27 protein-coding genes are annotated in these 26,609 nt (G+C 74.1%); 6 read left to right on the top strand and 21 right to left on the bottom strand.

Features of this window, described 5'->3' with window-relative positions; genetic code table 11:
- Window positions 1-5: 5 nt before the first annotated feature.
- The 11 genes from QRN56_RS12955 to QRN56_RS12905 form a co-directional block, all read right to left on the bottom strand.
- The gene (locus QRN56_RS12955; RefSeq protein WP_285103823.1) at window positions 6-827 is read right to left on the bottom strand and encodes an HpcH/HpaI aldolase/citrate lyase family protein; all 822 of its coding nucleotides are present in this window, start codon (window positions 825-827) and stop codon (window positions 6-8) included.
- Window positions 824-2,032: a CaiB/BaiF CoA transferase family protein gene (locus tag QRN56_RS12950; protein ID WP_285103821.1), complete on the bottom strand. Its 1,209-nt coding sequence runs from the start codon at window positions 2,030-2,032 to the stop codon at window positions 824-826. The genes QRN56_RS12955 and QRN56_RS12950 overlap by 4 nt, the downstream gene beginning before the upstream one ends.
- Window positions 2,029-4,089, bottom strand: a complete 2,061-nt coding sequence (locus QRN56_RS12945; protein ID WP_285103819.1) for an SUMF1/EgtB/PvdO family nonheme iron enzyme — start codon at window positions 4,087-4,089, stop codon at window positions 2,029-2,031. The genes QRN56_RS12950 and QRN56_RS12945 overlap by 4 nt, the downstream gene beginning before the upstream one ends.
- Window positions 4,086-5,018 (bottom strand): ribokinase, encoded by a 933-nt coding sequence (locus QRN56_RS12940; protein WP_285103817.1) that lies wholly within the window; start codon window positions 5,016-5,018, stop codon window positions 4,086-4,088. Before QRN56_RS12940 ends, QRN56_RS12945 begins: the two co-directional genes overlap by 4 nt.
- Window positions 5,015-6,391, bottom strand: coding sequence for an ADP-ribosylglycohydrolase family protein (locus QRN56_RS12935; protein WP_285103815.1), 1,377 nt, complete (start codon window positions 6,389-6,391; stop codon window positions 5,015-5,017). The genes QRN56_RS12940 and QRN56_RS12935 overlap by 4 nt, the downstream gene beginning before the upstream one ends.
- Window positions 6,388-7,557 carry an ADP-ribosylglycohydrolase family protein gene (locus QRN56_RS12930; RefSeq protein WP_285103813.1) on the bottom strand — a complete coding sequence of 390 codons (1,170 nt, stop codon included), beginning with the start codon at window positions 7,555-7,557 and terminating at the stop codon, window positions 6,388-6,390. Before QRN56_RS12930 ends, QRN56_RS12935 begins: the two co-directional genes overlap by 4 nt.
- Before the next feature lie 39 nt (window positions 7,558-7,596).
- On the bottom strand, window positions 7,597-8,871 hold the full coding sequence (locus QRN56_RS12925) for an ABC transporter substrate-binding protein (RefSeq protein WP_285103812.1): 1,275 nt from the start codon (window positions 8,869-8,871) through the stop codon (window positions 7,597-7,599).
- Between the two features lie 47 nt (window positions 8,872-8,918).
- Window positions 8,919-9,758 carry a carbohydrate ABC transporter permease gene (locus tag QRN56_RS12920; RefSeq protein ID WP_285103810.1) on the bottom strand — a complete coding sequence of 280 codons (840 nt, stop codon included), beginning with the start codon at window positions 9,756-9,758 and terminating at the stop codon, window positions 8,919-8,921.
- Between the two features lie 4 nt (window positions 9,759-9,762).
- Window positions 9,763-10,728 (bottom strand): carbohydrate ABC transporter permease, encoded by a 966-nt coding sequence (locus QRN56_RS12915; RefSeq protein WP_285103808.1) that lies wholly within the window; start codon window positions 10,726-10,728, stop codon window positions 9,763-9,765.
- A complete protein-coding gene (locus tag QRN56_RS12910; protein WP_285103806.1) occupies window positions 10,725-11,756 on the bottom strand; it encodes a LacI family DNA-binding transcriptional regulator in 1,032 nt (343 codons plus the stop codon). The genes QRN56_RS12915 and QRN56_RS12910 overlap by 4 nt, the downstream gene beginning before the upstream one ends.
- A gap of 269 nt (window positions 11,757-12,025) precedes the next feature.
- Complete coding sequence (locus QRN56_RS12905; RefSeq protein WP_285103804.1) at window positions 12,026-12,739, bottom strand: CGNR zinc finger domain-containing protein; 714 nt, start codon at window positions 12,737-12,739, stop codon at window positions 12,026-12,028.
- A 132-nt stretch (window positions 12,740-12,871) separates the two neighbouring features.
- Here QRN56_RS12905 and QRN56_RS12900 point away from each other — a divergent pair, with 132 nt between their 5' ends.
- Genes QRN56_RS12900 through QRN56_RS12885 form a run of 4 tightly spaced genes read left to right on the top strand, consistent with a single transcriptional unit; the run spans window position 12,872 to window position 14,382 of the window.
- Window positions 12,872-13,300 (top strand): hypothetical protein, encoded by a 429-nt coding sequence (locus QRN56_RS12900; RefSeq protein WP_285103802.1) that lies wholly within the window; start codon window positions 12,872-12,874, stop codon window positions 13,298-13,300.
- A gap of 50 nt (window positions 13,301-13,350) precedes the next feature.
- Window positions 13,351-13,794 carry a VOC family protein gene (locus QRN56_RS12895; protein ID WP_285103801.1) on the top strand — a complete coding sequence of 148 codons (444 nt, stop codon included), beginning with the start codon at window positions 13,351-13,353 and terminating at the stop codon, window positions 13,792-13,794.
- Window positions 13,791-14,024 (top strand): hypothetical protein, encoded by a 234-nt coding sequence (locus QRN56_RS12890; RefSeq protein ID WP_285103799.1) that lies wholly within the window; start codon window positions 13,791-13,793, stop codon window positions 14,022-14,024. Before QRN56_RS12895 ends, QRN56_RS12890 begins: the two co-directional genes overlap by 4 nt.
- Entirely contained in the window at window positions 14,011-14,382 is a 372-nt protein-coding gene (locus tag QRN56_RS12885) for a hypothetical protein (RefSeq protein ID WP_285103797.1), read from the top strand. Before QRN56_RS12890 ends, QRN56_RS12885 begins: the two co-directional genes overlap by 14 nt.
- On the opposite strand, the gene QRN56_RS12880 is transcribed toward QRN56_RS12885, so the two are convergent.
- The 5 genes from QRN56_RS12880 to QRN56_RS12860 form a co-directional block, all read right to left on the bottom strand.
- A complete protein-coding gene (locus tag QRN56_RS12880; protein ID WP_285103795.1) occupies window positions 14,325-14,972 on the bottom strand; it encodes a cytochrome b/b6 domain-containing protein in 648 nt (215 codons plus the stop codon). The genes QRN56_RS12885 and QRN56_RS12880 overlap by 58 nt on opposite strands.
- Window positions 14,965-15,669, bottom strand: a complete 705-nt coding sequence (locus QRN56_RS12875) for a molybdopterin-dependent oxidoreductase (RefSeq protein ID WP_285103793.1) — start codon at window positions 15,667-15,669, stop codon at window positions 14,965-14,967. The genes QRN56_RS12880 and QRN56_RS12875 overlap by 8 nt, the downstream gene beginning before the upstream one ends.
- An 80-nt stretch (window positions 15,670-15,749) precedes the next feature.
- Complete coding sequence (locus QRN56_RS12870) at window positions 15,750-16,943, bottom strand: MFS transporter (protein ID WP_285103791.1); 1,194 nt, start codon at window positions 16,941-16,943, stop codon at window positions 15,750-15,752.
- Window positions 16,940-17,701 carry a class I SAM-dependent methyltransferase gene (locus QRN56_RS12865; RefSeq protein WP_285103789.1) on the bottom strand — a complete coding sequence of 254 codons (762 nt, stop codon included), beginning with the start codon at window positions 17,699-17,701 and terminating at the stop codon, window positions 16,940-16,942. The genes QRN56_RS12870 and QRN56_RS12865 overlap by 4 nt, the downstream gene beginning before the upstream one ends.
- Before the next feature lie 9 nt (window positions 17,702-17,710).
- A complete protein-coding gene (locus QRN56_RS12860; RefSeq protein WP_285103787.1) occupies window positions 17,711-18,610 on the bottom strand; it encodes a LysR family transcriptional regulator in 900 nt (299 codons plus the stop codon).
- Window positions 18,611-18,698: 88 nt separating this feature from the next.
- On the opposite strand from QRN56_RS12860, the gene QRN56_RS12855 reads away from it, so the two are divergent.
- Window positions 18,699-19,502 carry an SDR family NAD(P)-dependent oxidoreductase gene (locus tag QRN56_RS12855; RefSeq protein ID WP_285103785.1) on the top strand — a complete coding sequence of 268 codons (804 nt, stop codon included), beginning with the start codon at window positions 18,699-18,701 and terminating at the stop codon, window positions 19,500-19,502.
- Between the two features lie 37 nt (window positions 19,503-19,539).
- Here QRN56_RS12855 and QRN56_RS12850 read toward each other — a convergent pair whose 3' ends face one another.
- Window positions 19,540-20,268, bottom strand: coding sequence for an NADPH-dependent F420 reductase (locus tag QRN56_RS12850; protein ID WP_285103784.1), 729 nt, complete (start codon window positions 20,266-20,268; stop codon window positions 19,540-19,542).
- Between QRN56_RS12850 and QRN56_RS12845 the strand changes: the two genes are divergently transcribed.
- On the top strand, window positions 20,267-20,872 hold the full coding sequence (locus QRN56_RS12845) for a TetR/AcrR family transcriptional regulator (protein ID WP_285103783.1): 606 nt from the start codon (window positions 20,267-20,269) through the stop codon (window positions 20,870-20,872). The genes QRN56_RS12850 and QRN56_RS12845 overlap by 2 nt on opposite strands.
- Window positions 20,873-20,882: 10 nt before the next feature.
- Here the strand turns inward: QRN56_RS12845 and QRN56_RS12840 are convergent, their stop codons facing one another.
- The 4 genes from QRN56_RS12840 to QRN56_RS12825 all read right to left on the bottom strand — a co-directional run bounded on the left by QRN56_RS12840 (window position 20,883) and on the right by QRN56_RS12825 (window position 26,555).
- A complete protein-coding gene (locus QRN56_RS12840) occupies window positions 20,883-21,980 on the bottom strand; it encodes a Gfo/Idh/MocA family protein (protein ID WP_285103781.1) in 1,098 nt (365 codons plus the stop codon).
- The gene (locus QRN56_RS12835; RefSeq protein WP_350224567.1) at window positions 21,977-23,038 is read right to left on the bottom strand and encodes a sugar phosphate isomerase/epimerase family protein; all 1,062 of its coding nucleotides are present in this window, start codon (window positions 23,036-23,038) and stop codon (window positions 21,977-21,979) included. The genes QRN56_RS12840 and QRN56_RS12835 overlap by 4 nt, the downstream gene beginning before the upstream one ends.
- A complete protein-coding gene (locus QRN56_RS12830) occupies window positions 23,035-23,724 on the bottom strand; it encodes a hypothetical protein (RefSeq protein WP_285103780.1) in 690 nt (229 codons plus the stop codon). Before QRN56_RS12830 ends, QRN56_RS12835 begins: the two co-directional genes overlap by 4 nt.
- A gap of 128 nt (window positions 23,725-23,852) precedes the next feature.
- The gene (locus QRN56_RS12825) at window positions 23,853-26,555 is read right to left on the bottom strand and encodes a winged helix-turn-helix domain-containing protein (protein ID WP_285103778.1); all 2,703 of its coding nucleotides are present in this window, start codon (window positions 26,553-26,555) and stop codon (window positions 23,853-23,855) included.
- Between the last annotated feature and the right edge of the window lie 54 nt (window positions 26,556-26,609).

The raw sequence follows: 26,609 nt of genomic DNA, 5'->3' as shown, positions 1-26,609 counted from the left end.
GAAATCTATCGCTTCTCCCCCAGCTCCACCACCCACCGCGCCCGTTCCACCATCGCCACGTCGAGGAACGTCCCGTCCGTCAGGGCCACGGCACCCACACCCTCGGTGGCGGCGGCGCCGACCCGCGCCAGCACCTCGCGCGCCGCGGCGACCTCCTCGGCCGAGGGCAGAAACGCCGCCCGGATCGTGTGGAGCTGCCCCGGGTGGATCGCCGTCCGGCCGCAGAAGCCCAGCGCCCGCCCGGCCCGGCACGACGCCGCCAGCCCGTCCAGGTCCCGCACGTTCGTGAACGCCGACATCACTGGCGGCACCAGCCCCGCCGCCCGGGCCGCGACCACCACCCGGCTGCGCGCCCAGAGCAGTCCCTCCTCGCCGTCGACTCGCAGGTCGGAGCGCAGGTCCGCCTCCCCCAGCCCGATCGACCGCACCTGCGGCGACGCCGTCGCCAGCTCGAAGGCCCGCTCGACGCCGAGCGCCGACTCGACCAGCAGGTGCAGCGCCCGGCCGGGCAGCGCGGCCGCGAGGTCCCGCACCTCCGCGGCGGACTCCACCTTGGGCACACGGGCGCCGACGGCGAGCGGCAGGGCCGCGAGCATCGCAACGTCGTCGGCGTGCCACCGGCTGCTGCCGTGGTTGATCCGCACCTGGACCAGCCCGTCCGGCAGGCCCGCCAGCAGCCGGGCCGCGTTGTCCCGCGCCTCCGCCTTGTGCGACGGCGCGACGGCGTCCTCCAGGTCGACCAGCACCACGTCGGCGTCCGAGGCCAGTGCCTTGGCCACCCGGTCGGGCCGGTCGCCGGGCACGTAGAGCAGGGTCAGCGGCGTCATACCGCCCCCTCCTCCCGCAGCTCCGCCACGCGCTCGGCGGAAAAGCCCAGCTCCCCCAGCACCTCGTCCGTGTCCGCGCCGTGCGGCCGGCCCGTGAACTGGATGACGCCGTCGTTCTCCGAGAGCCGGAAGAGCGGTCCCTGCATGAGCATCGGCCCCAGCTCGGGGTCCTCGATCTCGTGGATGGTCCCGAGGGCCTGGAACTGGGGGTCGGCCACGATGTCCCGCGCGTCGTACACGGGGGCGACGGCGGCCTGGGCCTCCTCGAACGCCTTCACCACCTCGTCCCGGGTGCGCTCCGCGATCCAGCCGCCGACGGCGGCGTCGAGCTCGTCCGCGTGCCGCGCCCGGTCCACGCCGCGCGCGAACCAGGGCTCGTCCACCAGCTCCGGCCGCCCGACCAGCCGCATCACCCGCTCCGCGATCGACTGCGCCGACGTGGAGACGGCCACCCAGTGCCCGTCGCTGGTGCGGTAGGTGTTGCGCGGCGCGTTGTTGCTCGACCGGTTGCCGGTCCGCGCCTGCACGGTCCCGAGCTGGTCCCAGCGCGTGATCTGCGGCCCGAGCATCGCGAGGATCGGCTCGACGATCGCGGTGTCCACGACCTGCCCCCGGCCGGTCCGGTCGCGCGCCGAGAGTGCCGTCATGATCGCGAACGCGGTGGCGAGCGACGCGACGCCGTCGGCCAGGCCGAAGGGCGGCAGCGTGGGCGGGCCGTCGGCCTCGCCGGTCATCGCCGCGAACCCGCTCATCGCCTCCGCGAGCGTGCCGAACCCCGGGCGTGTGCGGTACGGGCCGGTCTGCCCGAAGCCCGAGACCCGCGCGAGCACGAGGCGCGGGTTGCGCGCCGACAGCTCCTCGTAGCCCAGGCCCCAGCGTTCGAGCGTGCCGGGCCGGAAGTTCTCGATCACCACGTCGGCCCGCTCGGCCAGCGCGAGGAACACCTCGCGCCCGCCGTCCGAACCAAGGTTCGCCGTGACGGTGCGCTTGTTGCGCCCCAGCGTCTTCCACCAGAGGTTGACGCCGTCCTTCGCGGCCCCGTGCGTGCGCGACGGGTCGGCCTTGACCGGGTGCTCCACCTTGATCACGGAGGCACCCAGGTCACCCAGGTGCATCGCCGCCATCGGCCCCGCGAACAGCGTGGACGCGTCCACGACGCGCAGGCCCGCCAGGGCGCCGACCGCGGGATCGCGCGACACGCTCATGCCGACACCTCCCACGCGCACCGGAACCCCACCGTGGCGCTCCGGGCGAGCCCGAGGCCCGGGAGCAGCAGCTTCACCGAGTAGTCCGGCGCGTGCCGCCCGCCCTCGACGTACCAGTCGGAGTCCGCGGCGCGGTGGTCGCTGCCGCCCTTGAGCATGACGAACCGGGTGCGGCCGTCGCTGTGCTCGCTCTCGGTCCAGCTCCAGACGGCGACGCCGGGCCGCTCCACCCCGAAGGACGACGGCCGGGCCTCGCCCGCGAGCTGCCACTCGTCCTCCGTGGGCAGCCGCCCGCCGCGCCAGGCGCAGTAGGCGCGGGCGTCGTCGAGGTCGACGTACGTCACCGGCTCGTCCTCGGTACCCGCGGCCGGGCTCCCGTCGGACCAGTGCGCGAGGAACCGGTGCGGCTCGGCGGGCGCATAGCCCGTCGCGTCGAGGAACGCCGCGAACTGCGCGTTCGTCACCTCGGCCTCCGCGACCGCGACCGGCGCCGCGAGGACGCCGTCGCGCTGCAGCGTGCGCGCGTCGTGCAGACGCGGCGGCAGCGGCTTCCACTCGTCCACGTACGGCGCGCCCTGGTACATCCCGGTCTCCCGCGCGCGGTAGCGCACGGTGAGCACGTAGTCGCCCGCGGGGACGACGACGGCGTCCGGCTCCGGGGTGCTCTTCGGCGGAGCCGCCCTGACAGACGTGTAGGTCACCGGGGTGACCTGTGCGTCCGACACGCCGACGCGACGCGCCAGCCGGTGCGGGAACCGGGAGTCGGCGTCGTGCGGCATCCCGCGCAGCGCATCGAGCAGGTCCGGCAGCCAGGCCGGCTCGGCGGCGCCCGGAGAAAAGTGCAGCAGGGCCGCGATACCGCGGCCGGGGACGACGACGTCCGCGGCGGCCGACGGCTCCGTGAGCGGCACCAGCCGGCCGGCCGCCCGCTCCGCGGCGCCCGCGGCCAGTACCGGCCCCGCGTAGTCGGCCTCGCCCCGGTTCACCAGCGTCCACAGCGTGACGCCGTCCAGCGACCACCGCGACGCGTACACGCCCGCGGCCTCGGCCTCGTCGGAGAGCGGCGCCAGCGGCGTCCACTCGCCGTCGAGCAGCAGGTCGCCGGCGGCCCGCTGGACCGTGACGAGGCGGCGCACGGTCGCGGCGTCCCGCCGGGACCACCCGACCCAGACGCCGAAGACGACCTCCCACACCATCACGCCCACGCCGTTCAGCCACGCGGACTGGAGCTCCTCGGAGTGGTCACGGTGCCAGCGCCGTACGTGATGCTGCATGTGCCGGCGCTCGTACCAGTGCGCCCGGAGCACGCCGGGCACCGGGGAGTCGGCGAAGAACTGCGCCCACGAGGAGGAGTGGTCCTCGATGCGCTCGACGGGCAGCTTGGACTCGCCCTCCAGCACGATCCCGGGCCGCGCCCCCTCCAGGCGCGCGACCAGTTCGGGCTCGGCCTTCTTCAGGGTGTCCAGGAAGACGCCGTCCGCCCCGAGCTCGCGCACGACCGCGGCGAGCTCCGTGAGGTCGTCCGCCCCGCGCCGCGTGCCGACGTCCCACGGGTTGTAGTCGACGAAGACGTGCAGGCCGGCGTCGTGGAACGTCGCCACGAGCGAGGCCAGGCCGGGCACGTCGCGGTAGAAGTCCCACTGGTTGCGGTCGTCCAGCCCGATCACCGGGTAGGCGTGCCACAGCACGACGGCGTCCAGCCCTCCGAACCGCTCCCGGGCGTCGGCGAGGAACCGCTCCGGCGTGAAACGCTCCTCCTCGAACGAGTAGAGCAGCTCGTCCCACAGCCAGACCTGCGCCACCGTGCTGCACCGCGCCGCCCACGCGGCCTCCGGGCGCGCGTACGCGGCGCCGGTGTAGCCGTGCCGGTCGCGGGCGTCGGACCGCCAGGCCCGCAGCGTCTCGCGCCACGCCGGGCGGTCGGCCGGGTCGGCGGGCCCGGAGAAGATCTTGGCCTGGTCGAGCGCCTCGCTCGCCTCCGGGGTCAAGGCCCCGGTCGCGACCTCGGTGGGCCGGTCGATCGGCCGCGGGACCAGGGGGTTGAACGTGTAGCTCATGATGCCTTTCCGAGAGTCTCTGCCAGCGCGACGACGTCGGCCACGTCGGGCACGGCGTCCTGCGCCCCCGGCCGCGTGACGGCGAGCGCCCCGGCGGACCCGGCCAGGTGTGCCGCCCGCAGGAGGCCGGAGCCGGCCCGACCTGAGCCGGCCAGGGACGCCGCGAGCACGCCGCAGTACGTGTCACCGGCGCCCGTCGTGTCCACCGCCGCGACCTTCGCGGCCGGGACGCGGACGGCGTCCGCACCGCGCTCGGCCACCAGGCTTCCGGCCGCGCCGAGGGTCACGACGACCGCCGGCACACGGGCCAGCAGCGCGGCCGCGAGCTCCTCGGGGGTGGCGGCGCCGGAGCCCGCCCCCGCCAGGTCCGCCGCCTCGTGCTCGTTGACCACGAGCACGTCGAGCTGGTCCCACAGGGCGTCGGGCAGGTCGCGCGACGGCGCCGCGTTGAGCACGAACAACGCGCCCGCGCGGCGTTCCCGGGCGGCCGCGATCACGGTGTCGAGCGGGATCTCGAGCTGCGCCAGGACGACGTCGGCGGCCGCGATCCGGCGGGCCTGCGCCGCGCCGACCCGCACCCGCGAGTTGGCGCCGGGCGCCACGACGATGGCGTTCTCGCCGTCGGGCGACACGGTGATCAGCGCCGTGCCGGTGGGGGCGTCGACGCGTTCGACCGTGTCGGTCCGCACGCCCGCACCGGCGAGCGAGGCGAGCAGCAGCTCCCCGGACTCGTCCCGGCCCAGCGCCCCCACGAACGTGGTGTCGGCTCCCCCGGCCCGCGCCGCGGCGACGGCCTGGTTGGCGCCCTTGCCGCCCGGTGTGCGGCGCAGGTCGCCGCCCAGGATGGTCTCGCCGCCGGCGGGGTGCCGGGGCACGTCGACCACCAGGTCGACGTTCGCCGACCCGACCACCACGACCTGCCCGGTCATGCGGCACCTCCGGCGGGCTCCACCAGCGCCACGGTACGCGCCGCGAGGTCGGCGATGCGCTGCTCCCCGCCCGGCAGGGAGGTCGCGATACGCCCGTCCAGGGGTGCGGTCCACCGCTCGCCGATCCCGTCGACGCCCAGAAGAGCCCCGGCCACGCCGCCCACGGTCGCCGCCGCCGAGTCCGTGTCCCAGCCCGCCGGGACGGCGATCGAGACGCTCGCCCCGAAGTCGCCCCGGCCCGCGGACAGCGCGAACGCGATGACGGCAGCGTTGTTCAGCGTGTGCACCCAGTGCAGGTGCCCGTACTCGGCGTGGATGCGGTCGAGCCCGGCGCGCACGCCCGCCTCGCTCCCGTCGTTGTCGCGCCCGAGCGACCGGCCGAGCGCCACGGCGGCGGCCAGCCCGCTGCCCGGCGGTACGACGGCGTCCGCGGCGTCGAGCACGTCCTCGACGCTCTCGGCGACCATCGCGGCGGCGGCCAGCCCGGCCGCCCACATCGCCCCGTAGACCCCGTCGCGGGTGTGGCTGAGCCGGGCGTCGGCCCAGGCCAGCCGGGCCGCCCCGCGCACGTCACCGGGCGAGACCCAGCCGAGCAGGTCGGTGCGGATGAGCGCGCCGATCCACTCGCGGAACGGGTTGTGGTGCGTGGCCGTCTCCGGCACGGGCACCGCGTCGAGGATGTTGCGGTAGGCAGCGCGCTCGGCGGTGAAGGTGCGCCCGGCGGGCAGGTTGTCCAGCCAGAGCTGCGCCACGTCGTCCGTGGTGAACCCGCGGCCGTGCCGCTCCAGGAGCGCCAGGGCCAGGATCGGGTAGTTGAGGTCGTCGTCCTCCGGCATGCCGTGGATGTTCTCCTCCAGCGACGTCGGCGCCGACCGGCGGTTCCACGGCCAGCGCGCCGCGACGTCGTCGGGCAGGCCGACGGCCGTGAACCAGCGGTCGAGCGGCCAGCGGCCGGTGGACCGCAGGATCTCCTCGATGCCCGCCCGCGGGATCTTCTCCACGGGCTTGCCGAGCAGGCAGCCCGCGGCCCGGCCGGTCCAGGCGCCCTGGACCCGGGCGGCGTAGGCGGCGTCCCCTCCGGCCGGGCGGCTCGGCAGCGACGGGGCGGGCGGGAGCAGGGCCTCGACGTCGTCCCACGTGGCCGGGGCCAAGGACGGCGCAGGCAGGGCGTCCAGCTCGTCCAGCAGGTCGCGCGCCAGCGCGCGCAGCGCCGGCGGCGCCGGCACCGGGCCGGCGCCGCTCACGGCCGGCGTCGGGTCGCCGCCCGCCGCGACCCAGCGGCCGCGGACGTCGGCGACGTCCTTGCCCTCGGCCGCCGACTGCACGAGCTCGTGCGCCAGCAGGTCCTCGGGCTGGGCCCAGGTCAGCCTCACGCGGGCTCACCCGCCCCGACGGCGTCGAGCGACGTCAGCCGGGCCAGCGCCCGCTCGCGGTCCGCCCGCAGGATGTCGCCCGCCGCGGACGCCATGAGGCGGCCCGTCTCGCGGACGTCCATCTGGCTGGCGGTCTCGATCTGGTCGAGCCACTCGGCGGGCACCACGCCGCTCCCGCCCAGCCCGGCGGCCACGGCGCCCGCCATGACGGCGATCGAGTCGGCGTCCCGGCCGTAGTTCACGGCGGCCAGCACGGAGCCGCGGTAGTCGCCGCGGTGCCCGAGCAGGAGCCCGAGCGCCACCGGCAGCTCCTCGATCGACTTGGTGCGCGAGGGCCGGCGGGCGTCCATCGACATCTGCCGGTACTCCGGGCCGACCGAGTCGTACGGGGCCACGACCTCCCGCACGAGGCGCGCGAGCTTGCGCTCCTCGTCGTCGGTCGTGGGCGGCTCCGGCCAGCCGGACAGGGCGTCCACGACGGCCCGGAGCGCGGCCGCCGTCCCGTCGTGCGCCACGTCCAGCGCGGCGGCCACGACGTCGTCCAGCGTGGCGCCCGGGGCGACCGAGGCCGCGACCATCGCCGCGAAGACCCCGGCCGCCTCGCGTCCGTAGCTGGACTGGTGGGCGCCTGTGAGGTCGATCGCCTCGGCGTAGGCGGCGCGGGGGTCGCCCGCGTTCACCAGCCCCACGGGCGCGGCGTACATGGCCGCCCCGCAGTTGACGACGTTGCCCACGCCCGCCTCGCGCGGGTCCACGTGCCCGTAGTGCAGCCGGGCCACGAGCCACTTCTCGGCGAGGAACACCCGCTGGAGCAGCAGCGCCGTCGACTCGAGCTCGGGGATCCACCGCGGCTCCCCGATCATCAGCGGCACCAGGTCCTCGGCCATCGCGTAGGCGTCGAGGTGCGCACGCCGCTTGGCGTACACCTCCACGAGCGCCCTGGTCATGAGGGTGTCGTCCGTGATGTGCCCGTCGCCCTTGTGGTACGGGGCGATGGGGCGCGCGTCGCGCCAGTTGGGGTACCAGGGCCCGACGATGCCGCGCACGCGGCCCCCGTGCCGCTCCTCGATCTGTTCCGGTGTCCAGCCCTCGGTCGCTCCACCGAGGGCGTCCCCCACTGCGGCACCGGTGATCACGGCCACCGACCGGTCCTCTAACCAGCTCACGGCTACGCTCCTTGTTCGTTCCTACGTCGCTTGCGTCAGTTACTGCGTGATCTCGTCCCAGCCGCTCGTGAGCTGGTCGGCGAGCTCCGTCTCGTCCGTCTCCTGCGCCAGGTAGCGCTGGTAGGCGGGCGTCGCCACGGTGTCCTTCCACTGCGCGTACGAGTCCGCGAAGAGGTACGGGGCGGCCGTGAAGTTCTGGCCGGAGGCCAGGATCGTGCTCCAGCCGTTCTCGTCGCCGAGCTTCTCCGTCAGGGCCTCCTGGGCCGACGTCGTCGCCGGGATCAGGGCGTCCGCCTCGTTCAGCGCGGCGAGGTGCTCCGTCTGCGTGAAGAACTCGATGAACTCCGCGGACTCCTCGACGTGCTCGGAGTCGATGTTGACCGACAGCGTCTGCGGGTTGGCCGCCTGCTGCGGGCCCTCGGGGCCGGCCAGCGGGGGCAGCGCCACCCAGTCGAGGTCCTCCGGCGCGTCCTTGGCGATGTTCGCGGCCTGGTAGGAACCCTGCACGGTCATCGCCGTCTGCCCGGCGTAGAACGAGGCGATGGCCTCCGAACCCGACTGCGTCAGGGTGACCGGCAGGATCGACTTGTCGTCGTAGGCCATGCCGTGCACCAGCTCGGGCAGCGCCATCTCGCCCTCGCCGACGGTCAGGTCGGCGTCCTCGCCCGTGCCGGTGATGTAGGTGCCGCCGAACCCGGGGGCCAGCGCCATGAACGCCGCCGTGGGGCTCGACAGGCCCCAGCCGAGGCCGTAGACGTCGCCCTTCGTGGTCGCCTTCGCGATCTCGCGCAGCTCGTCCCACGTCATCGTCTCACCGGTCGGGATCTCCACCCCGGCGTCCTCCAGCAGCGTGCGGTTGGCGAACACCACGTACGACTGCAGCTCGGTCGGGTAGGCGATCACCTGGTCGTCGACGGTCACGGAGTCGAGCACGCCCTCGGGGATGTCCGCACGGCGCTCGTCCGACATGAGGTCGGTGAGGTCGGCCAGGTAGCCGTCGCGGGCGAACGAGACGATGCTCGCCGCCTCGTAGTGGATGATGTCGGGCGCGGCGCCGCCGTTGAACTGGGTGATGAGCTTGTCGTAGACGCCGTCCCAGCCCGCCGGGACGATCTCGACCTGGACGTCGGGGTTGGCCGTGTTCCAGTCCTCGACGATCGACTCGGTCGCGGCGATCGCGGCCGGCTGGTCGGACAGCGCCTGGAACTTCAGCGTGACCGGGCCGTCGTCGCCGGCGTCCCCGCTGCCGCAGGCGGCGAGCAGGAGGGTGGTGGTCGTGAGGCATGCAGCGATGAACACTCCACGAGACTTCATGGGTCTGCCTTTCGGATAGGTGGTGCTGGTGTGGCCGTGGGGGCTGGTCATCCCTTGACCGCCCCGGCCATGAGGCCGCCGGTGAGCTTCTTCTGCATGATCGAGAAGAAGACGATGCTGGGTATCGCGGCGAGCACGGAGCCCGCCGCCAGGGGGCCGAGCGCGACCTTGCCCTCGCCGCCGATGAACGTCGACAGGGTGATCGGCAGGGTGTAGTTCTCGGGCGACTGGAGCAGCACGAGAGCGAAGAAGAACTCGTTCCAGGACGAGACGAAGCTGAACATCGCGGTGGCGACGACGCCGGGGGCGAGCAGCGGGAAGACGATCCGGCGCAGCACCACCAGACGGCTGCCGCCGTCCATCGACCCGGCCTCCTCCAGCTCCACCGGGATCGCGGCGACGTACCCCTGCAGCATCCACAGCGCGAACGGCAGCGTGTACGTGGTGTGCACGAGCGTGAGCCCCACCAGGCTGTCCGTCAGGCCGATGGTCCGCAGGATGAGGAACAGCGGCAGGATCACGAGGATCACGGGGAACACCTGGCTCACCAGGATCCAGCCGACGCCGGCCGCGCGGATCGCCCCCTTGAGCCGCGCGAGCACGTACGACGCGGGCAGCGCGACGAGGATGACGAGCGCGGTGGACGCGAGCGCGACGATCGCGCTGTTGGCCGAGGACCGCACGAGGCCCTGCCGGGCCAGGGCCTCCGAGTAGTTCTCCCAGTGCCACTCCTGCGGAAGCAGGTTCACGACCAGGGAGTTGAGCTCGCCGGACGACTTCACCGAGGCCGACAGCAGCCACAGCAGCGGGAACCCCAGGAAGATGATGTAACCGGCCAGCGCCACGTACTGGGCGGGGCGGACCATCTGCTGGGCAATGACGCGCATCGACTCAGCCCTCCTTCTTCGTCTTCTCGGCGCGGTCGTCACGGAACTGCGACCGCAGGTAGAGCGCGAGGAGGAGCACGACCACCACGACGAGCACCACGCCCATCGCGGCGGCGTAACCGATGTTCCGGTTCTTGAACGCCTCCAGGTAGGTGAACAGCATCGGCAGCATGGTGCGGCCGCCGGGCCCGCCCTCGGTCAGCACGTAGACCAGCGAGAACGAGTTGAAGTTCCAGATGAAGTTGAGCGACGTGATCGACGTGACGATCGGCCGCAGGCTCGGCAGCGTGACCGCCCAGAACCGGCGCCAGGCCCCGGCGCCGTCCATCGCGGCGGCCTCGTGCAGTTCCTGCGGGATCTGCTGCAGCCCGGCGAGCAGCGTCACCGTGGTCTGGGGCATGCCCACCCAGACGCCGACGACGATGACGGCGGGCAGCGCGGTCGAGAAGTCGGCGAGCCAGTTGATGTCGTCCGGCAGACCCACCGAGCCGAGGAACGCGTTGAGCGGCCCCGCGTTCGGCGAGTAGATCATCTTCCACATGATCGCCACGACCACGGGCGGCATCGCCCACGGGATCAGGGCGAGCACCCGGGTGAGCCCCTGCAGCCGCAGACCGGAGTTGAGCAGCAGGGCCAGGCCCAGGGCGGCGACGAGCTGGAGCAGCGTCACCGAGACGGCCCACACCATGCCGATGCGGAACGAGTCCCAGAAGAACGAGTTGCCGGCCAGCCGCACGAAGTTGTCGACGCCGACGAACTGGTAGTCGGGGCGCCGCACGAGCTCCGCGTCGGTGAACGCGAGCAGCACGCCCATGAGCAGCGGCGCGACGGACAGCACGAGGATCGGCAGCAGCGACGGCATCACCAGTGCGGCGGCCTCGCGGCGTCGGGCGCGGTCCATGCCCGTGGGGCCGCGGCGGCGCCCGGACCGGGGCGTCGACGGCGGCCGGGGCGAGGCGAGGACGGTCATCGGGCACTCTCTTCCTGGGCTGTGGACTCGCGCACGAACAGGCGCGGCCCGATGGCGATCTGCTGGGCGGGCTCGGCGCCGTCGTCCACCCGGTCCAGGACCAGCCGGGCGGCGGCGGCGCCACGCTCCGCGGACCCGAGCGAGACGCTGGTCAGGCTCGGCTGGAAGACGCGGCCGATCTCCGTGTCGTCCATCCCGGTGACGGCGAGCGCGCCGGGCACCGAGAGCCCCAGCTCCCGGGCGGCGCGGACGACGCCGATGGCGAGCAGGTCGTTGGCCGCGACGACGGCGTCGAACGGCCCCGCCGCGGGGGTGCGGGACAGCAGCCGGCGCGCGGCGGCGAGCCCGGCGGCGACCGTGAAGTCGTCGGCCCGCTCGGTCTCGGCGTGGTCCCCGGTGAACGCCGGGCCGCTCGTGGCGGCGTCGAACCCGCGCTGGCGGGCGGCGCCCGGGGTGGTGTCGAGCGGTCCGTTGACGAACCCGATCCGGCGGCGGCCGATCTCCAGGAGGTGGGCGACGGCCTGGCCGAGGCCCGCGGCCGAGTCCGTGGAGACGGAGTCGATGCCCTGCTGCTCGAGCGAGCGGCCGATGACGACGACGGGGACGGGCGCCTCCCGGATCGCGTCGACGAGCGCGTCGTCGGTGCGCAGCGGGCTGACGATCAGGCCGTCGACGAACCCGCTGCCGAGGCTGCGGACCAGGTCGACCGTGGAGGCGACCGTGTGCCCCGTGGACATGACGACCACGCGGTACCCGTGCGGGGCGAGGACCTCGTGGATCGCGGTGAGCATCTCGACGTAGACGGGGTTGCCGATGTCGGCGACGGCGAACGCGACCTGGAAGGTCCGCTTCATCCGCAGCGACCGGCCGATCGCGTCCGGGCTGTAGCCGAGCTCGGCGGCGGCGGCGCGGACGCGGTCCACCATCTTCTGGCTGGCGCCCGTGCCGTGCAGCGCCCGCGAGGTCGACGCCAGCGACACCCCGGCGCGCTCGGCCACCTGGATGAGGGTGGCGCGTGATGACGACACTGTCACTCCACTTCGTCGTGAGGTCCTGCCCTGTGCCTGACCCAGCAGATTTGGAAACGTTTCCAGTTTCCAGCCGGATGCACACTGGAAACGTTTCCGGTGATGGGCGCCAGTGTTGCACCGGCGCGGGCGGGCCGTCAAGCGGCCCCCGACGACCCAGGTCAGAGGTGCGCTTCTACCCAGTCATCCGGCCCGGATTACGGTCGTTTTCGGGCCAGATGACTGGGTAGAAGCGCACTTCCGGGCGGGCGGAGCGAGGTCGGGCGGGGTCAGGCGTGGGTCGTCGACGGCGCCGACGACGCCGGGGCGGTGCGGTGGCGGGAGCGGTAGGCCGAGACCTTGACCCGGTTGCCGCAGGTGCGCATGGCGCACCACTCGCGGCGGTGGCCGCGCGAACGGTCGAGGTAGACCTGGGTGCACTCGGGGCGGCCGCACTCGCGCAGGAGCGCGGCGTCCGGGCCGCCCAGGATCTCGACGGCCTCGCGGGCGACGGCGGCCAGGCCCTGTGCGGCCGTGCCGGTGCGACGGATGCTCGCGGCGCCGTTGCCGACCGCGGCCGCGTCGCCGACGCCTCCGTCGCCGACATCCAGCCGCACCGTGACCGGCGGCTCCGCGGCGTACCGGTTGAGAACCTCGACGGCCGCGGCGAGCGCTGCCGGGCCCGTGGGAGCCACCTCGGCGTGCCCGACCGGACCAGACTGCCCGGCCAGGTCCGACGCCGCGGCGGAAGCCGCGGCCGCGAGCGCCGCGCGTCCGCCGAGTCGTTCCTCGACGAGCGCGTACAGCGACTCGCGCAGCTCCAGGGCCGCCGCCAGGTCGGCCTCGTCGGCGTGCGGGGCGGCGTCGAACATCCCCGACTCGACGAACCAGTCGTCGAGGAGCTCGGGCGTGCCGAGCTTCTCCGCGGGGACCGGGTTGCGGCGGGCGCGCAGCGTGCCGAGGAAGTCGAGCGCGAGCGTTCCGCAGGGGAAGGCGTGGTTCACGTAACCATTCTGGCCGGTGACCGGGTGACGCACAAGTCCGCGTAACCAGTTTGACGGGTTACGCAACCTGTGCCACAGTTCTGATCATCGCAGTAACCGCTCAAAGTGGTTACACAACCGAGGAGCCTGACCATGACCGCCGTTCGTTTTCACCTCGACTCCACGCTCGCCCCCGAGGCCGCCATGCGGGTGCTGACCGACTTCAGCCCCGCCCGCGCCGAGGCCTGGCCCACGATCGACGCCGACCACCTCACGGTCCACGCCCAGGGCGACAACTGGGCGGAGGTCACCGAGGGCACCGCGGCCGCCTGGGAGAGGGCCCGCTACGAGTGGGACGACGAGCGCGGCCGCGTCGACATCACGACACTGGACTCGAAGGTGTTCGGACCCGGCGGTGGCTGGGTCTTCCAGGTCTCCCCCGCCGGGGACGGCAGCCGCATCGACGTCGAGCTGACCCGCCGGCCCCAGACCTTCCAGCGCAAGCTGCTCGCCGCCCTGCTGCCCCTCGTGGGCCCCGCCTCCCTCAGCAAGTCCTTCGCCGGTCCGCTGTCGGCCAAGTGACCCCCGAAGACCCCGACCGCCGCACCACCCACCTGGAATCGGAGAACACCATGGAACTCAAGCTCGAGGTCGTCGTCCTGCCCGTCGCCGACGTGGACCGCGCCAAGGCCTTCTACGCGGGGCTCGGCTGGCGTCTCGACGCCGACTTCGCCACCGAGCGCGGCCTGCGCGTCGTGCAGCTCACGCCGCCCGGGTCCGCCGCGTCGATCATCTTCGGCGAGCACCTGACCGACGCGGCGCCGGGCTCCGTGCGGGGCCTGCACCTCGTGGTCACGGACCTCGCCGCGGCGCGCGCCGAGCTCGCGGGGCACGGCGCCGACGTCAGCGAGATCTGGCACGACCAGGACGGCGTCTTCCACTGGGCCGGCACCGCGAACCGCGTGCCGGGGCCGCACCCGGACCACGACAGCTACGCGTCGTTCGCGTCGTTCGCCGACCCCGACGGCAACGAGTGGGTGCTCCAGCAGATCATCGACCGCCTCCCGGGCCGATGAGCACCACCGGCGACCCGAGGTCCAACGAGATCCTGCTCGACCTGCTCAGGCAGGCGGCGACGGCGCACGGCGTCCACGAGCAGGAGGAGCTGGGCGGCGTGTACGACGAGGGCTGGCCCGAGTGGTACGCCGAGCACATGACCCGGACCCTCGCGGAGCAGGGCTACCGCATCGTCCCGGCCGACGCGGTAGCCGACCCGGCCGAAGGAGCCGACGATGGCCCGGTCTGACGACCCCGGGGCGCTCGACCGCTCCGAGCGGCTGCTGAGCTCCGCCCCGCCGCACACCGTCGAGCAGGTCCACGTCGCCGCCTTCGAGCGGCTCGCCCCGGCGGAGCGGGAGGCCGTGTTCGACCGGCTCTCCCGCACCGCCGAGCCGCCCGCCGACCCGTCCGCCGCCGCCCTGGGCCGGGCGGCGGCGCGGGCCGAGGGCGGGCGGCGCGGCGCGCTGGCCCAGGCACTCGGCACGGACGCGGCGGGAGCGGCCCTGAGCAGCGCCGTGAGCGCCGCGATCCTCGGCGCGGTGGCCGCCTACGCGGCGTCGTCCGCGGCCTGGGAGGCCTGGAGCGCCGAGGGTGACGAGCTCTGACCGAGCCAGAGCGCGTGCTCCCGCGCCGCCCATGACCGCCGGACGGCCCCGGTGCGCATACCGCGCCGGGCCTCCGGGTCGGCGATCGCCTTGAGGATGTGGCCGGCGACGACGACCACGAGGGCGTAGGCGACGACGTCGTGCACGAGCACGACGCCGGCCCGCGGCACGACGTCGAGCGCGAACCTGAACCACAGCAGCAGGCCGGTGCCGAGCATGACCAGGACGGCGCCGGCGAGCCAGGAGGCCCAGACCTTCTGGCCGGCGTTGAACTTGCCCGCTAACCGGCCACGGTGCGCGTCGGACGAGCGGAGGCTCGCGAGCCACCGGCGGTCGTGCTCGGCGAAGTGGTCGAGGCGACGCAGGTCGGCGCGGAACGGGCCCGACCACAGGCCGAGCAGGGCCGGCACGGGCAGCAGGAGCCCGGACCACTCGTGGACGGTCTCGACGAGGAGCCGCCGGCCCACGAGCTGCGCGACCGGCGCCACGTAGAGCGCGACCGCGGTGAGCAGGCAGACCAGGAACAGCAGCCCGGTCGCCCGGTGCACGGCCCGCTCGGCGGGGCTGAAGCGGAGCACGCGCTCAGGCACCGACGGGCTCCTCGCCGGGCAGCCAGCCGTCCACGGGATAGCCGTAGTCCTCCCAGTAACCCTGCTGGACCTGGCTGGTGACCTCGATCCCGGAGAGCCACTTGGCCGACTTGTAGAAGTACATCGGCGCCACGAAGAGCCGCACCGGGCCGCCGCTGTCGTGCGGCACGGGCTCGTCGAACATGCGCAGCGCGACCAGCACGTCCGCCCGGCGCGCCTGCTCCAGCGTGAGGCTCTCGGAGTAGGCGCCGTCGAAGCAGGTGAACCGCACCGCGGCGCCCTCGTCCCGCACCCTGGCCGCGTCGAGCAGGTCCCTCAGCAGGACGCCGGTGAACGGTACGTCGTCGACCTGCCAGCCGTCCGTGCAGACGGCGTCGTGCACCACCGTGTGCTGGGGCAGCGCCGCGAGCTGGTCGAGCGTGTACGTGGCGGGCCGGTCCACCAGCCCGCCGACGGTGAGCCGGTAGCTCGTCGCGTCCTGGCGCGGCACGGAGCCGACGACGCTGAAGTAGCGGAACCCGCGGTCGTCCGGCACCGCCGCCGGCGCGACCCGGGACAGGGCCTGACGCACCCCGTCCCGCACCGCGGGTCCCACGGCGACGCCCGCGGCTCCCAGGCCGAGCATCGCCAGCACGATCCGGCGGCCCACCGGCCGCCCGGGCCCGACGGCGTCGCCGGGCAGTCCTTTGTCGATCATGCCGCCCACCCTCGCCCGGCCGGGCCGGGCGGCGGACCAGGGTGCGGCACTGGTCCGCACCCTGGTGCGGACGGCCGCGCCTAGACGGTCCGCCGGCCCGCGCCCACCAGGGTGACGACGGCGACGACGGCGCACAGCACCGCGGTCGTCAGCAGCCCGACCGCGAAGCTCGTGCCGGCCGCGATGAAGCCGACCACGAGCGAGCCGAGCCCGGTGCCGGTGTCGAAGCCGATGTTCCAGACGGCGCTGGCGACGCTGCGCTCCCGGTCGGGCACGGCCGCGAACGCGCTGACCAGCGTGAGGTTCTGCAGGCTGCCGTAGGAGATGCCGACGACGGTCATACCCACGATCAGCCCCACGGCGCCGGGGCCCGAGCCGGTGATCGACCAGGCGCACAGCACGAGGCCCGCGGCGCAAAGCGCCAGCAGCGGCGGGACGAACCGGCGCGGCCCGTGCCGGTCGGCCAGGCCGCCCACCAGCCAGCGGGACAGGGCCGCCGCGACGGTGAGGCCGAACAGCCCGGCCATCGCCACGAGCGCGCCGTACCCGAGCTGCGGGGCGAACGTGAGCAGCGCTCCCCCGGGCGTGGTGACGGCCAGCAGCACGAGCGAGGGCAGCGCCAGCGCGAGGAGCACGCGGGCGCGGCTGGGGTGGGGCGCGCCGACGACGCCGGGGGTACCGGCCCCGGTCAGGTCGTCCAGCCGCCGCCCGAGGGCCACCGCGAACGGCACGGCGAGCGCGGGCAGGGCCCCGAGGACGAACACCACCCGGAAGCCGACGGACTCGGCGACCCAGGCGGCGCTCGGCGTGAGGAACACCTGGGGCGCCGCGACCGCGAGGCCGTAGACGCCGATCGCGCGGCCGCGCCGGGAGACGTCGACCAGCTCGGCGATCGCCGTCGCGCCGCAGACCGTCACCACCGCGAACCCGGCGCCGCGCACGGCCGACGCCGCGAGGATCCACCCGAGCTGGTCGGTGAGCAGGAACGCCAGGGACGGGAGCCCGAGCAGCAGCACCCCGGCCACCAGCGTGGTGCGCCAGCCGAGCCGGCGCAGCGCCCAGGGCACGGTCGTCTGGAACGCGACGGTGGCGAGCATGAGGACGGCGTTCACCAGCCCCGCGCCGCCCTCGTCGGCGCCGCCGTGGGTGGCCCACAGGGGCGCCGTCGGCAGCAGGAGCGCGTACCCGGCGAAGCCGAACAGCGACATCCACACCAGGGCCCGGACCCCGGGCACCCGCAGGACGGGCTGGTCCGGGTCGGTCGGGGCGCTCACGTGGACCTCGGGCGCCGGGCCACCGCCCAGCGGAAGGCGTTCAGCAGGCGGTAGCTGCCGTCCGGACGGCGGAACGGAGCCGCGGCCTCGACCACCACCGGCGCGAGCTCCGCGACCGTCGCGTCGCCCTCACCGAACAGGATGCCGCGCACCAGGTCGTTCGCGTCCCGGGCGGTCCACGGGACCGGCACCACACCGTGGTCGAGCACCGCCCAGCCCGCGTCTGCGAGCACGGCGGCGAGCCCGCCCGGCAGGCGCAGCGGGCCGTCCTCGGGCGGCTCCTCGTCGTCGGCCTCCGCGAGCGCCACGTTGATCGCGTCCAGGTCGTTCCGGGTCCGGTCGGCCCAGCCGGCCAGCCCGACGACGCCGTCCGGCGTCAGCACGCGGGCGATCTCGGCCAGGGCGTCGGCGACGTCGTCGGCGAACTGGACCGCGTTCACGGCGAGCACGGCGTCGAAGGCGCCGTCGTCGAACGGGAGGTGCTCGGCCTCGCCGAGGCGCACGTCCGCGCCCACGGCGCGGGCCCGCGCGAGCTCGACCATCCGGGTCGCCGGGTCGACGCCGCCGGCCCGCGCGCCCTGGTCCTGGAGGTGTTCGAGCAGCTCGCCGCTGCCGCAGCCGACGTCGAGCACCCGGCTGCCCGGCCCGATCCCCGCCGCGTCCAGGAGCGGAGCCCAGACCGGGCGCGCGAAGGTGCCCCAGTACCGGCCCCAGTCGTCGGCGACGGCGGACCAGGGGTCGTCGGGCGCGGCGGGCATGCCGCGAGACTAGCCCAGCCCGCCGGCGACCTCCCGGAGCGCCCTCACCACGGCGTCCACGCCCGCCGGGCGGTCCGGGCGGGTGACGGCGACCGCCGCGCGGCCGAGCCACGCCGGGTCGTCGACCCGGACCGTCACGACGTCGGCCGGGATCCCGGGGACGACGAGCTCGGGCACCGTGGTGACGCCCAGCCCGGCGGCGACCAGGCCGAGGCGGGCGGGCCACTCGCGCACCGCGTGCACGACCCGGGGCGCGGGCAGCGTGGGCCAGGCGCCGAACTGCGGGTCGCCGCGCAGGCCCGTGCCCACGATCCACTCCTCCTCGGCCAGCTCCGCGACCGGAACCTGGTCCCGGCCGGCGAACCGGTGGTCGCTCGACACCGCGACCAGGGAGCGGCCGTCCGCGAGGTGGTCGCGGCGCAGCCCGTCGAGGTCGTAGGCGGGCAGGTCGGCGCCCATGCCGATGACCGCCACGTCGATGCGCCCCGCGCGGAGCTGTTGCAGCTGGGTGGGGGTCGACGCCTCGTGCAGGTCGACCGCCAGGCCCGGGTGCCGCTCCCGTACGACGGCGACGGCGCGCGGCGCGAGCACCCACGTCGCCGTCGGGAAGGCGCCGAGCACCACCCGGCCGCCCAGGGTGTCGCTCAGCCCCGCGAGGTCCTTGCCGACGGCGTCCAGCTCGGCGAGGACCACCGCGGCCCGGCGCGCCACGAGCGTGCCCGCCGGGGTGGGCGCCACGCCGCGCGCGCCGCGCACGAACAGGGGCACGCCCGCGGCGGCCTCGGCGGCGGCGACCTGGCGGGACACCGCGGACTGGGTGTACCCGAGCAGGTCGGCGGTCGCGGTGAAGGACCCGGTGCCGACGACGGCGTGGACCACCCGGAGCGCGGTGACGGTGAGCTCGGCCATGCGCCCATCATGAGCCATGCGGTGAGCGCATGTCTTGTGTGCCGAAGAGTCGCTGGTGGAATGGCTTGGCCCGCCGCACGATGGAGGCATGCACACCACATGGTTCATCACCGGAGCAGCCAAGGGTCTCGGTCGCGTGTGGGCCGAGGCCGCCCTCGAACGCGGCGACCACGTCACCGCCACCGCGCGGGACGTCACCGCGCTGGAGCCGCTCACGAGCAAGTACGGCGAGGCCGTGCTGACCGTCCCCCTCGACGTCACCGACCGGTCGGCCGTGCTGGCCGCCGTCGACCGCGCCGTCGAGCGCTTCGGACGGCTCGACGTGGTCGTCAACAACGCGGGCTACGGCCAGGTCGGCATGGTCGAGGAGGTGACCGAGCAGGAGCTGCGCGCCCAGCTGGAGACCAACTTCTTCGGCACGGTCTGGGTCACCCAGGCGGTCCTGCCGGTCCTGCGCGCGCAGGGGTCCGGCCGCATCCTCCAGGTCACCAGCGAGGGCGGCGTGCGCGCCTTCCCGGGGTTCGGCGCCTACCACGCGTCCAAGTGGGCGGTGGAGGGCCTGTCCGAGGCCCTGGCGCAGGAGGTGGCGCCGTTCGGCATCCATGTCACGAACGTCGAGCCGGGCCCGTACGCGACGGGGTTCGGCGCCGGGCTGCGCGCCAGCGCCGAGCACCCGGACTACGCCGAGGCGCGGGTCGCCACGGCGCCCGAGTTCGAGCTCGGGGACCCGCGCGCCACGCGCGCCGCGCTGCTGCGGATCGTCGACGCCGAGCGGCCGCCGCTGCACGTCTTCCTCGGCAAGCCGCTCGCCGACGTCGAGCAGATCTACGCCGAGCGCCTGCGCACCTGGCGCGAGTGGGAGCCGGTCGCGCTGGGGGCGTTCGGGGCCTGAGCCCCGAACGCCTCCGGGCGGTGCGGGCGGAACGAGGTCAGAGGACGCGCTGCGCCTTGGCCAGGTTCTCCTTGAGCTCCTCGGCGTTCTGGCGGGGGCCGTAGGCGGGCCGGTCGCGCTCCACGCGCCAGGACTCGCTGAGCGGGCCGGCGCTGACGGTGTCGAAGCCCGCCGCGTCGTAGAAGGCGGTGACCAGCTCGACGGCCTCCGGGTAGTCGCTCGCCGTGGCCAGTGCCCGGCGGTTCTCCGTGCCGGCCGGAGTGCCGTCGGTGGTGATCGTGGCGGCCACGATGTGGTTGAACGCCTTGGCGACCTTCGAGGTCGGCAGGTGCTCCTGGAGCAGGCCCGAGACGGTCGCCTCACCACGGTCGAGCGCCTCGACGTGGCCGTCGCGCTCCCAGTAGTAGTTGTTGGTGTCGAGCACGATCTTCCCGGCCAGCGGCTCCACCGGGAGGTCGCGGTAGGCCTTCAGCGGCACGGAGACGACGGCGACGTCGGCGGCCTCGGCCGCCTCCTTCGCCGTGGCCGCCCGGGCCTTCGGGCCCAGCTCCGCGACCAGGTCCGCGAGGGTCTCGGGACCGCGCGAGTTGGCGATCACCACCTCGTTGCCCTGCGCGATCGCCAGGCGGGCGACCTGGCTGCCGATGTGTCCTGCTCCGATGATGCCGAAGGTAGTCATACGGTCGGCAACTCCGGGACCCGGCGCCGCATTCCACCCGCTCCCGCCCAGGGATTTCCTGGCGGCCGTTCGTACGATGACCCCCATGGTGAACGGCGACGCGGGAGCCCAGGCACGGTCGTACCGGAGGGCCCCGGAACGGCGCGCCCAGATCCTCACGAGCGCGATCGCCGTCTTCGCCGAGCGCGGCGTGGGCGCGTCGCTGCGGGCCATCGGCGAGGCGATCGGCGTCTCGCACGCCGCGCTGCGCTACTACTTCGCCCACCGCGACGAGCTGCTCGTCGAGGTCTACCGGGCGCACGAGGCCCGGGCCGCGGAGCCGTCCCCGACCGAGGAGGTCTCGGCGGTCGCCCTCATGGAGCGCAGCGCCGTGCGGAACCGCTCGATCCCCGGCCTGGTCGAGCTGTACGCGACACTCACCACCGACGCGCTGCAGGCGCAGCAGCATCCCGAGACCCGCGAGTTCGTGCGGGCGCGGTTCCGGGGAGTCCGCGCCGACCTGGCCGAACGCGTCCGCGCCGGTCAGGCCTCCGGCGCGATCGCCGCCGACATCGACCCGGACGACGCCGCCGCGCTGGTCGCGGCCGCGTCCGACGGCCTCCAGCTCCAGTGGTTGCTGGACCCGGAGGCCGTGGACGTGCGGCGGTCGCTGGAGCTGCTGGAACGGCTGCTGCCGGGCGACCAGGGGTGACTGCCGGCCCCTACGCCGTCGCCTCCGCCGGGTCCCAGCCCTCCGGCAGCGGGGCGACCGGTGACACGGCCGACGTGATCTTCACGGGCTGCCCGGCCTCGGCCGCGTCGCGGATCCCGAGCAGGATGTCCAGGACGTGCGCCGCCACCGCCCCTGAGGCGCGTTCGGTGCCGCCGTCGCGGATCGAGCGCACCAGGTCGACGACGCCGGCCCCGCGCCCGAACGTTGGGCCGGACGCCGGGAGCGCCGTCGGCTCGTCGGAGCCGTAGCGCCACAGGGACGAGCCGCCGTCGAACCCGTTCGGGTCGGGCAGCACGATCGTGCCCTCGGTGCCGTTGACCTCGACGAACCCGCTGCGGGGCAGGGCGTGCTGGAACGAGAACGTCGACTGCGCCGACCGGCCCTCGCCGAACTCGATGATCGCGGCGTGGTGGGTCGGCACCTCGACGTCGAACACCTCGCCCGCCCGGGGGCCGCTCCCGATGGTGCGGGTCCGGCGGGAGGTGGAGGCCACCGCCTGGACCCGGGTCGCGGAGCCGAGCACGTGCACCAGCGTGGTCACGTAGTAGGGCCCCATGTCGAACAGCGGGCCGCCGCCGAGCGCGAACAGGAAGTCGGGGCTCGGGTGCCACGACTCCGGCCCGGGCACGTGGAACATCGTGGTGGCCGTCAGCGGCTCCCCGATGTCGCCGCGCGCGATCGCCCGCAGCGCCGTCTGGATGCCCGCGCCCAGCACCGTGTCCGGGGCGCACGCGACACGCAGGCCGCGTGCCTCGGCGTCCGCGAGCAGCGCGGCCGCGGCGTCCGCGTCGAGGGCGACCGGCTTCTCGCTCCACACGTGCTTGCCGGCGGCCAGGATCCGGTGCCCCACCTCGGTGTGCACCGCCGGGACGGTGAGGTTCACGACCACGTCCACGTCGTCCCGGGCCAGCAGCCCGTCCACGCTGCCCGACGCCGGCACTCCGTACTCCCGCGCCCGCTCCGCGGCGCGGTCGAGGTCGAGGTCCGCGACGAACCGCACCTCGACGTCGGGGAACCGGGTCAGGTTCTCCAGGTACTGGGTCGAGATGTTGCCGGCACCGATGATGCCGACGCCCGCCGCACTCATCGGTCGTGCTCCGACAGCCACGCCAGCGACTGCGCGATGCCCTCGAACACGTCCCCGCCGTACGCGTCGAACTCGATCACGCGGGTCGCTCCCGGGGCGGCCGCCAGGATCGCGGGCACGTCCACCTCGCCCGAGCCGGCCGGCTGCTGCCGGTCCACGTCGCCGTCCAGCGTGCCGTCCTTGACGTGGATCAGGCGCACCCGGTCCCCCAGGGCCGCGAGCAGCGCCGGGACGTCCGCTCCCCCGACGGCCGCCCAGTACGTGTCGACCTCCAGCACCACGTCGGGCGCCAGGTGCTCGACGAACACCTCCAGCGCATGCTGCTCGCCGAGGCGGGTGCCCAGCTCCCAGGCGTGGTTGTGGTACCCGAACTCCAGCCCTCGCTCGGCGGCGAGCTCCGCCAGCCCGTTCACGCGCTCCGCGAGCCGGGCCACCTGGTCGGCGGTCTGCCACCCCTCGGCGGGCAGGAACGGGTCGATCACGGTCGCCATCCCCAGGGCGACGGTCGCGTCGAGGATCGCCTCGGGGGTCTCGGCCGCGAGCACGGGCGCGTGGCCCGACGGCGCGGTCACGCCAGTCGCCGCGAACGCCCGCAGGTAGTCGTCGGTGCGCTCGTGGAAGGCATACGGCTCCACGTGCTTCAGGCCAATCTCGGCCAGGCGCGCCACGGCGCCGTCCAGGTCGTCAGCTACCGCCTCCCGGACCGAGTAGAGCTGTACGGAGGTCGTCGGCGTCGTAGTCGGCATGGAACTCCTTCGTTCGGCACGGCCTCTCCCCGGCCACCCCGTTGCGGCCGGCTCGCTGAGCACCGCGGTCGATCGTAGTGAAGAAATTCTTACAGTGGAAGATTTCACCGAGATCAACGTGGCGCCGAGGTCGCGCACCCTCGCGAGGTGGCCGTGCAGCGCGGCCTGGTCGGCCACCGACCCGCGCAGGGAGGTCGTGCCGTCGTCCTCGTGGACGAGGGCCATCCCGTCGAACCAGGCTGACCAGTGCTCGTCGAGGTGGCCCTCGACGCGGAGCTCGTAGCGGACGGGCGGGACGGGTGGTCGACTCATCGCGAACCCGCCGCGGTGAGGGGCGGATCGTCGGCACCGGCCGGCAGCGTGGTGATCCTGGTGCGCGTGGTGAGCCAGAGCGAGCAGCCGAGGCCGATCATGGCGACGGAGTTGGGAAAGGCCAGGAACCGGTAGAGGGCGTCGGGCAGGAAGGCGAGCGTGACGGTGAGGACGCTGGCGACGGCGAGGAGCGCGGCCGCCCATCGGGCGAGGACGCGTGCCCGGTACAGCGCGATGCCGAAGATGAGGCCGCCACCCAGGAAGGTGATGCCTGAGACGGTGAGCACGGTCTGCATCAGGCCGATGTCACCGGTGGCGCTGCCGTTGGTGGCTGCGGCGAGGACGTCGTTGACGTAGCCGGGGTCGGTCTCGGCGATGGAGGGCAGGACGTACGCGCTGACGAAGGCGACGCTCATGACGGTGAGGTAGCCGGCGCCGAAGACGAGGTACCCGAGCAGGCCCAGGAGACCGATCTGCTTCACCTGGCGCAGGTACATGCCGGTGATGCCGGCCAGGGCCAGGGCGGCCATCAGCACCTTTAGCGAGTTGCGTATGACCCACTCGGTGGTGGCGACCGCGTCGACGTCCGAGTGGGGGTGGTCGATCTGCACGCCGATGAAGATCAGCCCGGCGGCGACGGCGGCGACGGCGGCTGACCGGATGAGGGTGGAATGCGTGATGGTCATGTCCGGTTCCTGTTCGAGTCGGTCCGCGGAGTGTGCCGCGGGGATGACTCGAACCTAGGAGCCGACAGGGTGACCGGGCGTCACCACATGATGTGACCCACGTGGTGACGCCGGGACATCGAGCGATCTCACAGCAGCCCGCGTTCGCGCGCGCGGTGTACGGCGATCGCCCGGGTCCGCGCGTCGAGCTTGGTGAAGATGCGCCTGGTATGGGTTCGCAGGGTGTTGAGCGTGATGTAGAGCTCTCGGGCGATCTCCGGTCCGGTCAGCTCGCTGTCGAGCAGCCGGAGCACCTCGCGCTCGCGCCGGCTCAACGGATCCACCGGATCCTGGGGAGACCCGGCCGATCCGGTCGTCCGGGCGGGCTGGGTCCGCAGGAGTAGCCGCCGGGCCCGTCCTCGCACCGCTTCCCCGTGCTCCGCGCCCGCGACGGGACCGGTAGCGGTCGCCCTCCTGTCCAGCAGGGCTCTCATCGGCGCGCCCTCGTCCAGGTACAGCCGCACGTAGCTGTCCGGTTCGGGCGCCGCGCCCAGGGCGCGGCCCAGTGCGGCCAGTGCCGCGGGCAGGTTTCGGTCGGCGCGGTGGGCGAGGGCCTGCAGCACCCGGATCTCGAGCACGCTGCCGTCGCGCGCGGCGTCCGTGGCCGCGGCCTGCAGCCGGTCGAGCAACCCCAGCACCACCGTCGGGGACACCGCGCCGGGGCGGGCGTCGTGCTGGTCGTCGCCCTGCTGGGCGAGCAGGAGCCGCACCAGGGTCAGGTGCTCGTACTCCCGCAGGTGGTCCACGTCGTCACCGACGCCAACTCCCCGGTCCTCGGCCCAGCGGGCGGCTGACGCCAGGTCCCCTGCCGCGATCTCGACGCGGGCCTTCATCGCGGCGATCGGGCGCACGTCAGGGTAGAAGCCGGGCCGGTAGAGCGCCTCGGCCTGGTCGAGCAGGCGCAGCGCGGCGTCGAAGTCACCGCCGGCGGCGCGCACCTGCGACATCGCGACGAACCACCGGTGCCGGTTCTCGGTGATCGACGTCCGCTCGCCCAGGATCCGCGCGGTCTCGAGATGCTCCTCCGCGCTGGCCAGCTCGTCGGCCTCGCGGTCGAGCTCGGCCAGGGCGACATGCAGGTCGGCGGTGGCCCGCAGATACGGTTGCCCACTCCTGGTGGCCGTCCGCAGGGCCTGCTCGCACAGGCGGCGGGCACGACCGGGCCTGCCCGAGGCGACCCACATGTCGGCGAGCACCACCGTGCTGTCCAGCTCGTCCACGAGGTTTCCCGCTGCGTGCAGGCTGCGGACCGCGTCGGAGAACGTGGACAGCGCCTCCCCGACGTCGCCGGCCGCCCAAGCGGCCAGACCGAGAAACCCGCCGGCGGCTCCCCGGACGAAGTGGTCCTCGGGTCGAGCGAGATCCGCCGCGCGCCGGGCATGGCGCACGGTGCCCGCGACATCGCCACGCGCCTGGGCCAACGATGCGCGGTAGACCGCGACCGTCGCCGGGGCGGTCCGCAGATCATCCGTGTCCGCCCACGTCGCAGCGAGACCCTCGTCCGCGGCGCCGGCCGCCAGCGCCTCCTCGGCGTCGTCGAGCCGGCGCTCGGCCGAGCCGAGGTCTCCCGATATCATCAGCGACCAACCCGCGAGGATGCTCAGGGCGGGGCTGCGCCGGACCACAGACTCCGGCAGCGCCCGGACCCAGCCCAGCAGCAGGCCGTCCTGACGGGTGCGGCGCAGCTCCGGCAGCGCCTCCTCCATCAGGTGGGCGGCACGGTCGAAGTCCGCAGCGGCGAGCGCGTGCCGGACCGCGTCTTCCACGAGGCCGTGGGCGGCGAACCACTCACCGGCCCGCCGGTGCAGGATCGGCACCTCGTCCGGGGCCTCGGCGCGCAGGCGTGCGCGCAGCATGTCGGCGAAGAGATGGTGGTAGCGGTACCAGGAACGCTCGGCGTCGAGCGGTACCAGGAACAGGTTGCCGCGCTCCAGGTCCTCCAGCATCCTCGCGCCGTCGGTGCCGCAGGTGACGGCGTCGCACAGGGCCCCGGTGAGCCGGTCGAGCACGGCGGTGCCGAGCAGGAAGTCGCGGACCTGGACGGGTTGGCGGGCCAGCACCTCGTCGGCGAGATAGTCGATGACGAATCGGTTGCTGCCGGTGAACGCCTCGATGAACCCCGCGACGTCACCGCGCTCGGGTATGTCGCGCAAGGAGAGCGCGGCGAGCTGGAGCCCGACGATCCAGCCTTCGGTGCGTTCCTCCAGCGCGTCCACGTCGGCCTCGGCGAGGTCCAGCCCCATCACCCGGTTGAGGAAGTCCCGCGCCTCGGCTGCGGTGAAGCGCAGGTCGGCGGCGCGTACCTCGGTCAGCTGCCCGCGACTGCGCAGCCGGGCCAGGGGCAGGGGCGGGTCGGAGCGGGTCGCCATCGCCACCGGCAGATGGTCCGGAAGATGGTCGAGCAGGAATGTCACCGCCTCGTGAACCTCCCGGGACTCGATCAGGTGGTAGTCGTCGAGCGCGAGCACGAGAGTTCCGTCGACGCCGTCGAGGTCGTTGATCAGGCTCACCAGAACACCTGGAGAGACGGTGGCGCCGCCGGCCCGCAGGAGTGCGGCCGCATCGACACCCGCACGAGGTTCGACGACCTGGATCGCGCCGATCAAGAGGGCCAGGAAGCGCTGCAGGGCGCTGTCCTCGGCGTCGAGCGAGAGCCAGGCGACCCGACGGGTCTCGGCACGCCGGACGGTTCGCCACTGGTCGAGCCACTGGCTCAACAGGGTCGTCTTGCCGAAGCCAGGGGGCGCGGACACGAGGATCAGACGGGGCAGCGGGTCCGCTCCCAGCGGCATCCGGGCAGTGAGCCGCGGGCGAGGGACAAGGTGCCGCCGCGCCGTCGGTATGTG

This window comes from Promicromonospora sp. MEB111 (assembly GCF_030209445.1).
Classification (GTDB): Bacteria; Actinomycetota; Actinomycetes; order Actinomycetales; family Cellulomonadaceae; genus Promicromonospora.
The sequence above is the reverse complement of the archived record's forward strand: the minus strand, read 5'-3'. Positions and strand labels throughout refer to the sequence as shown.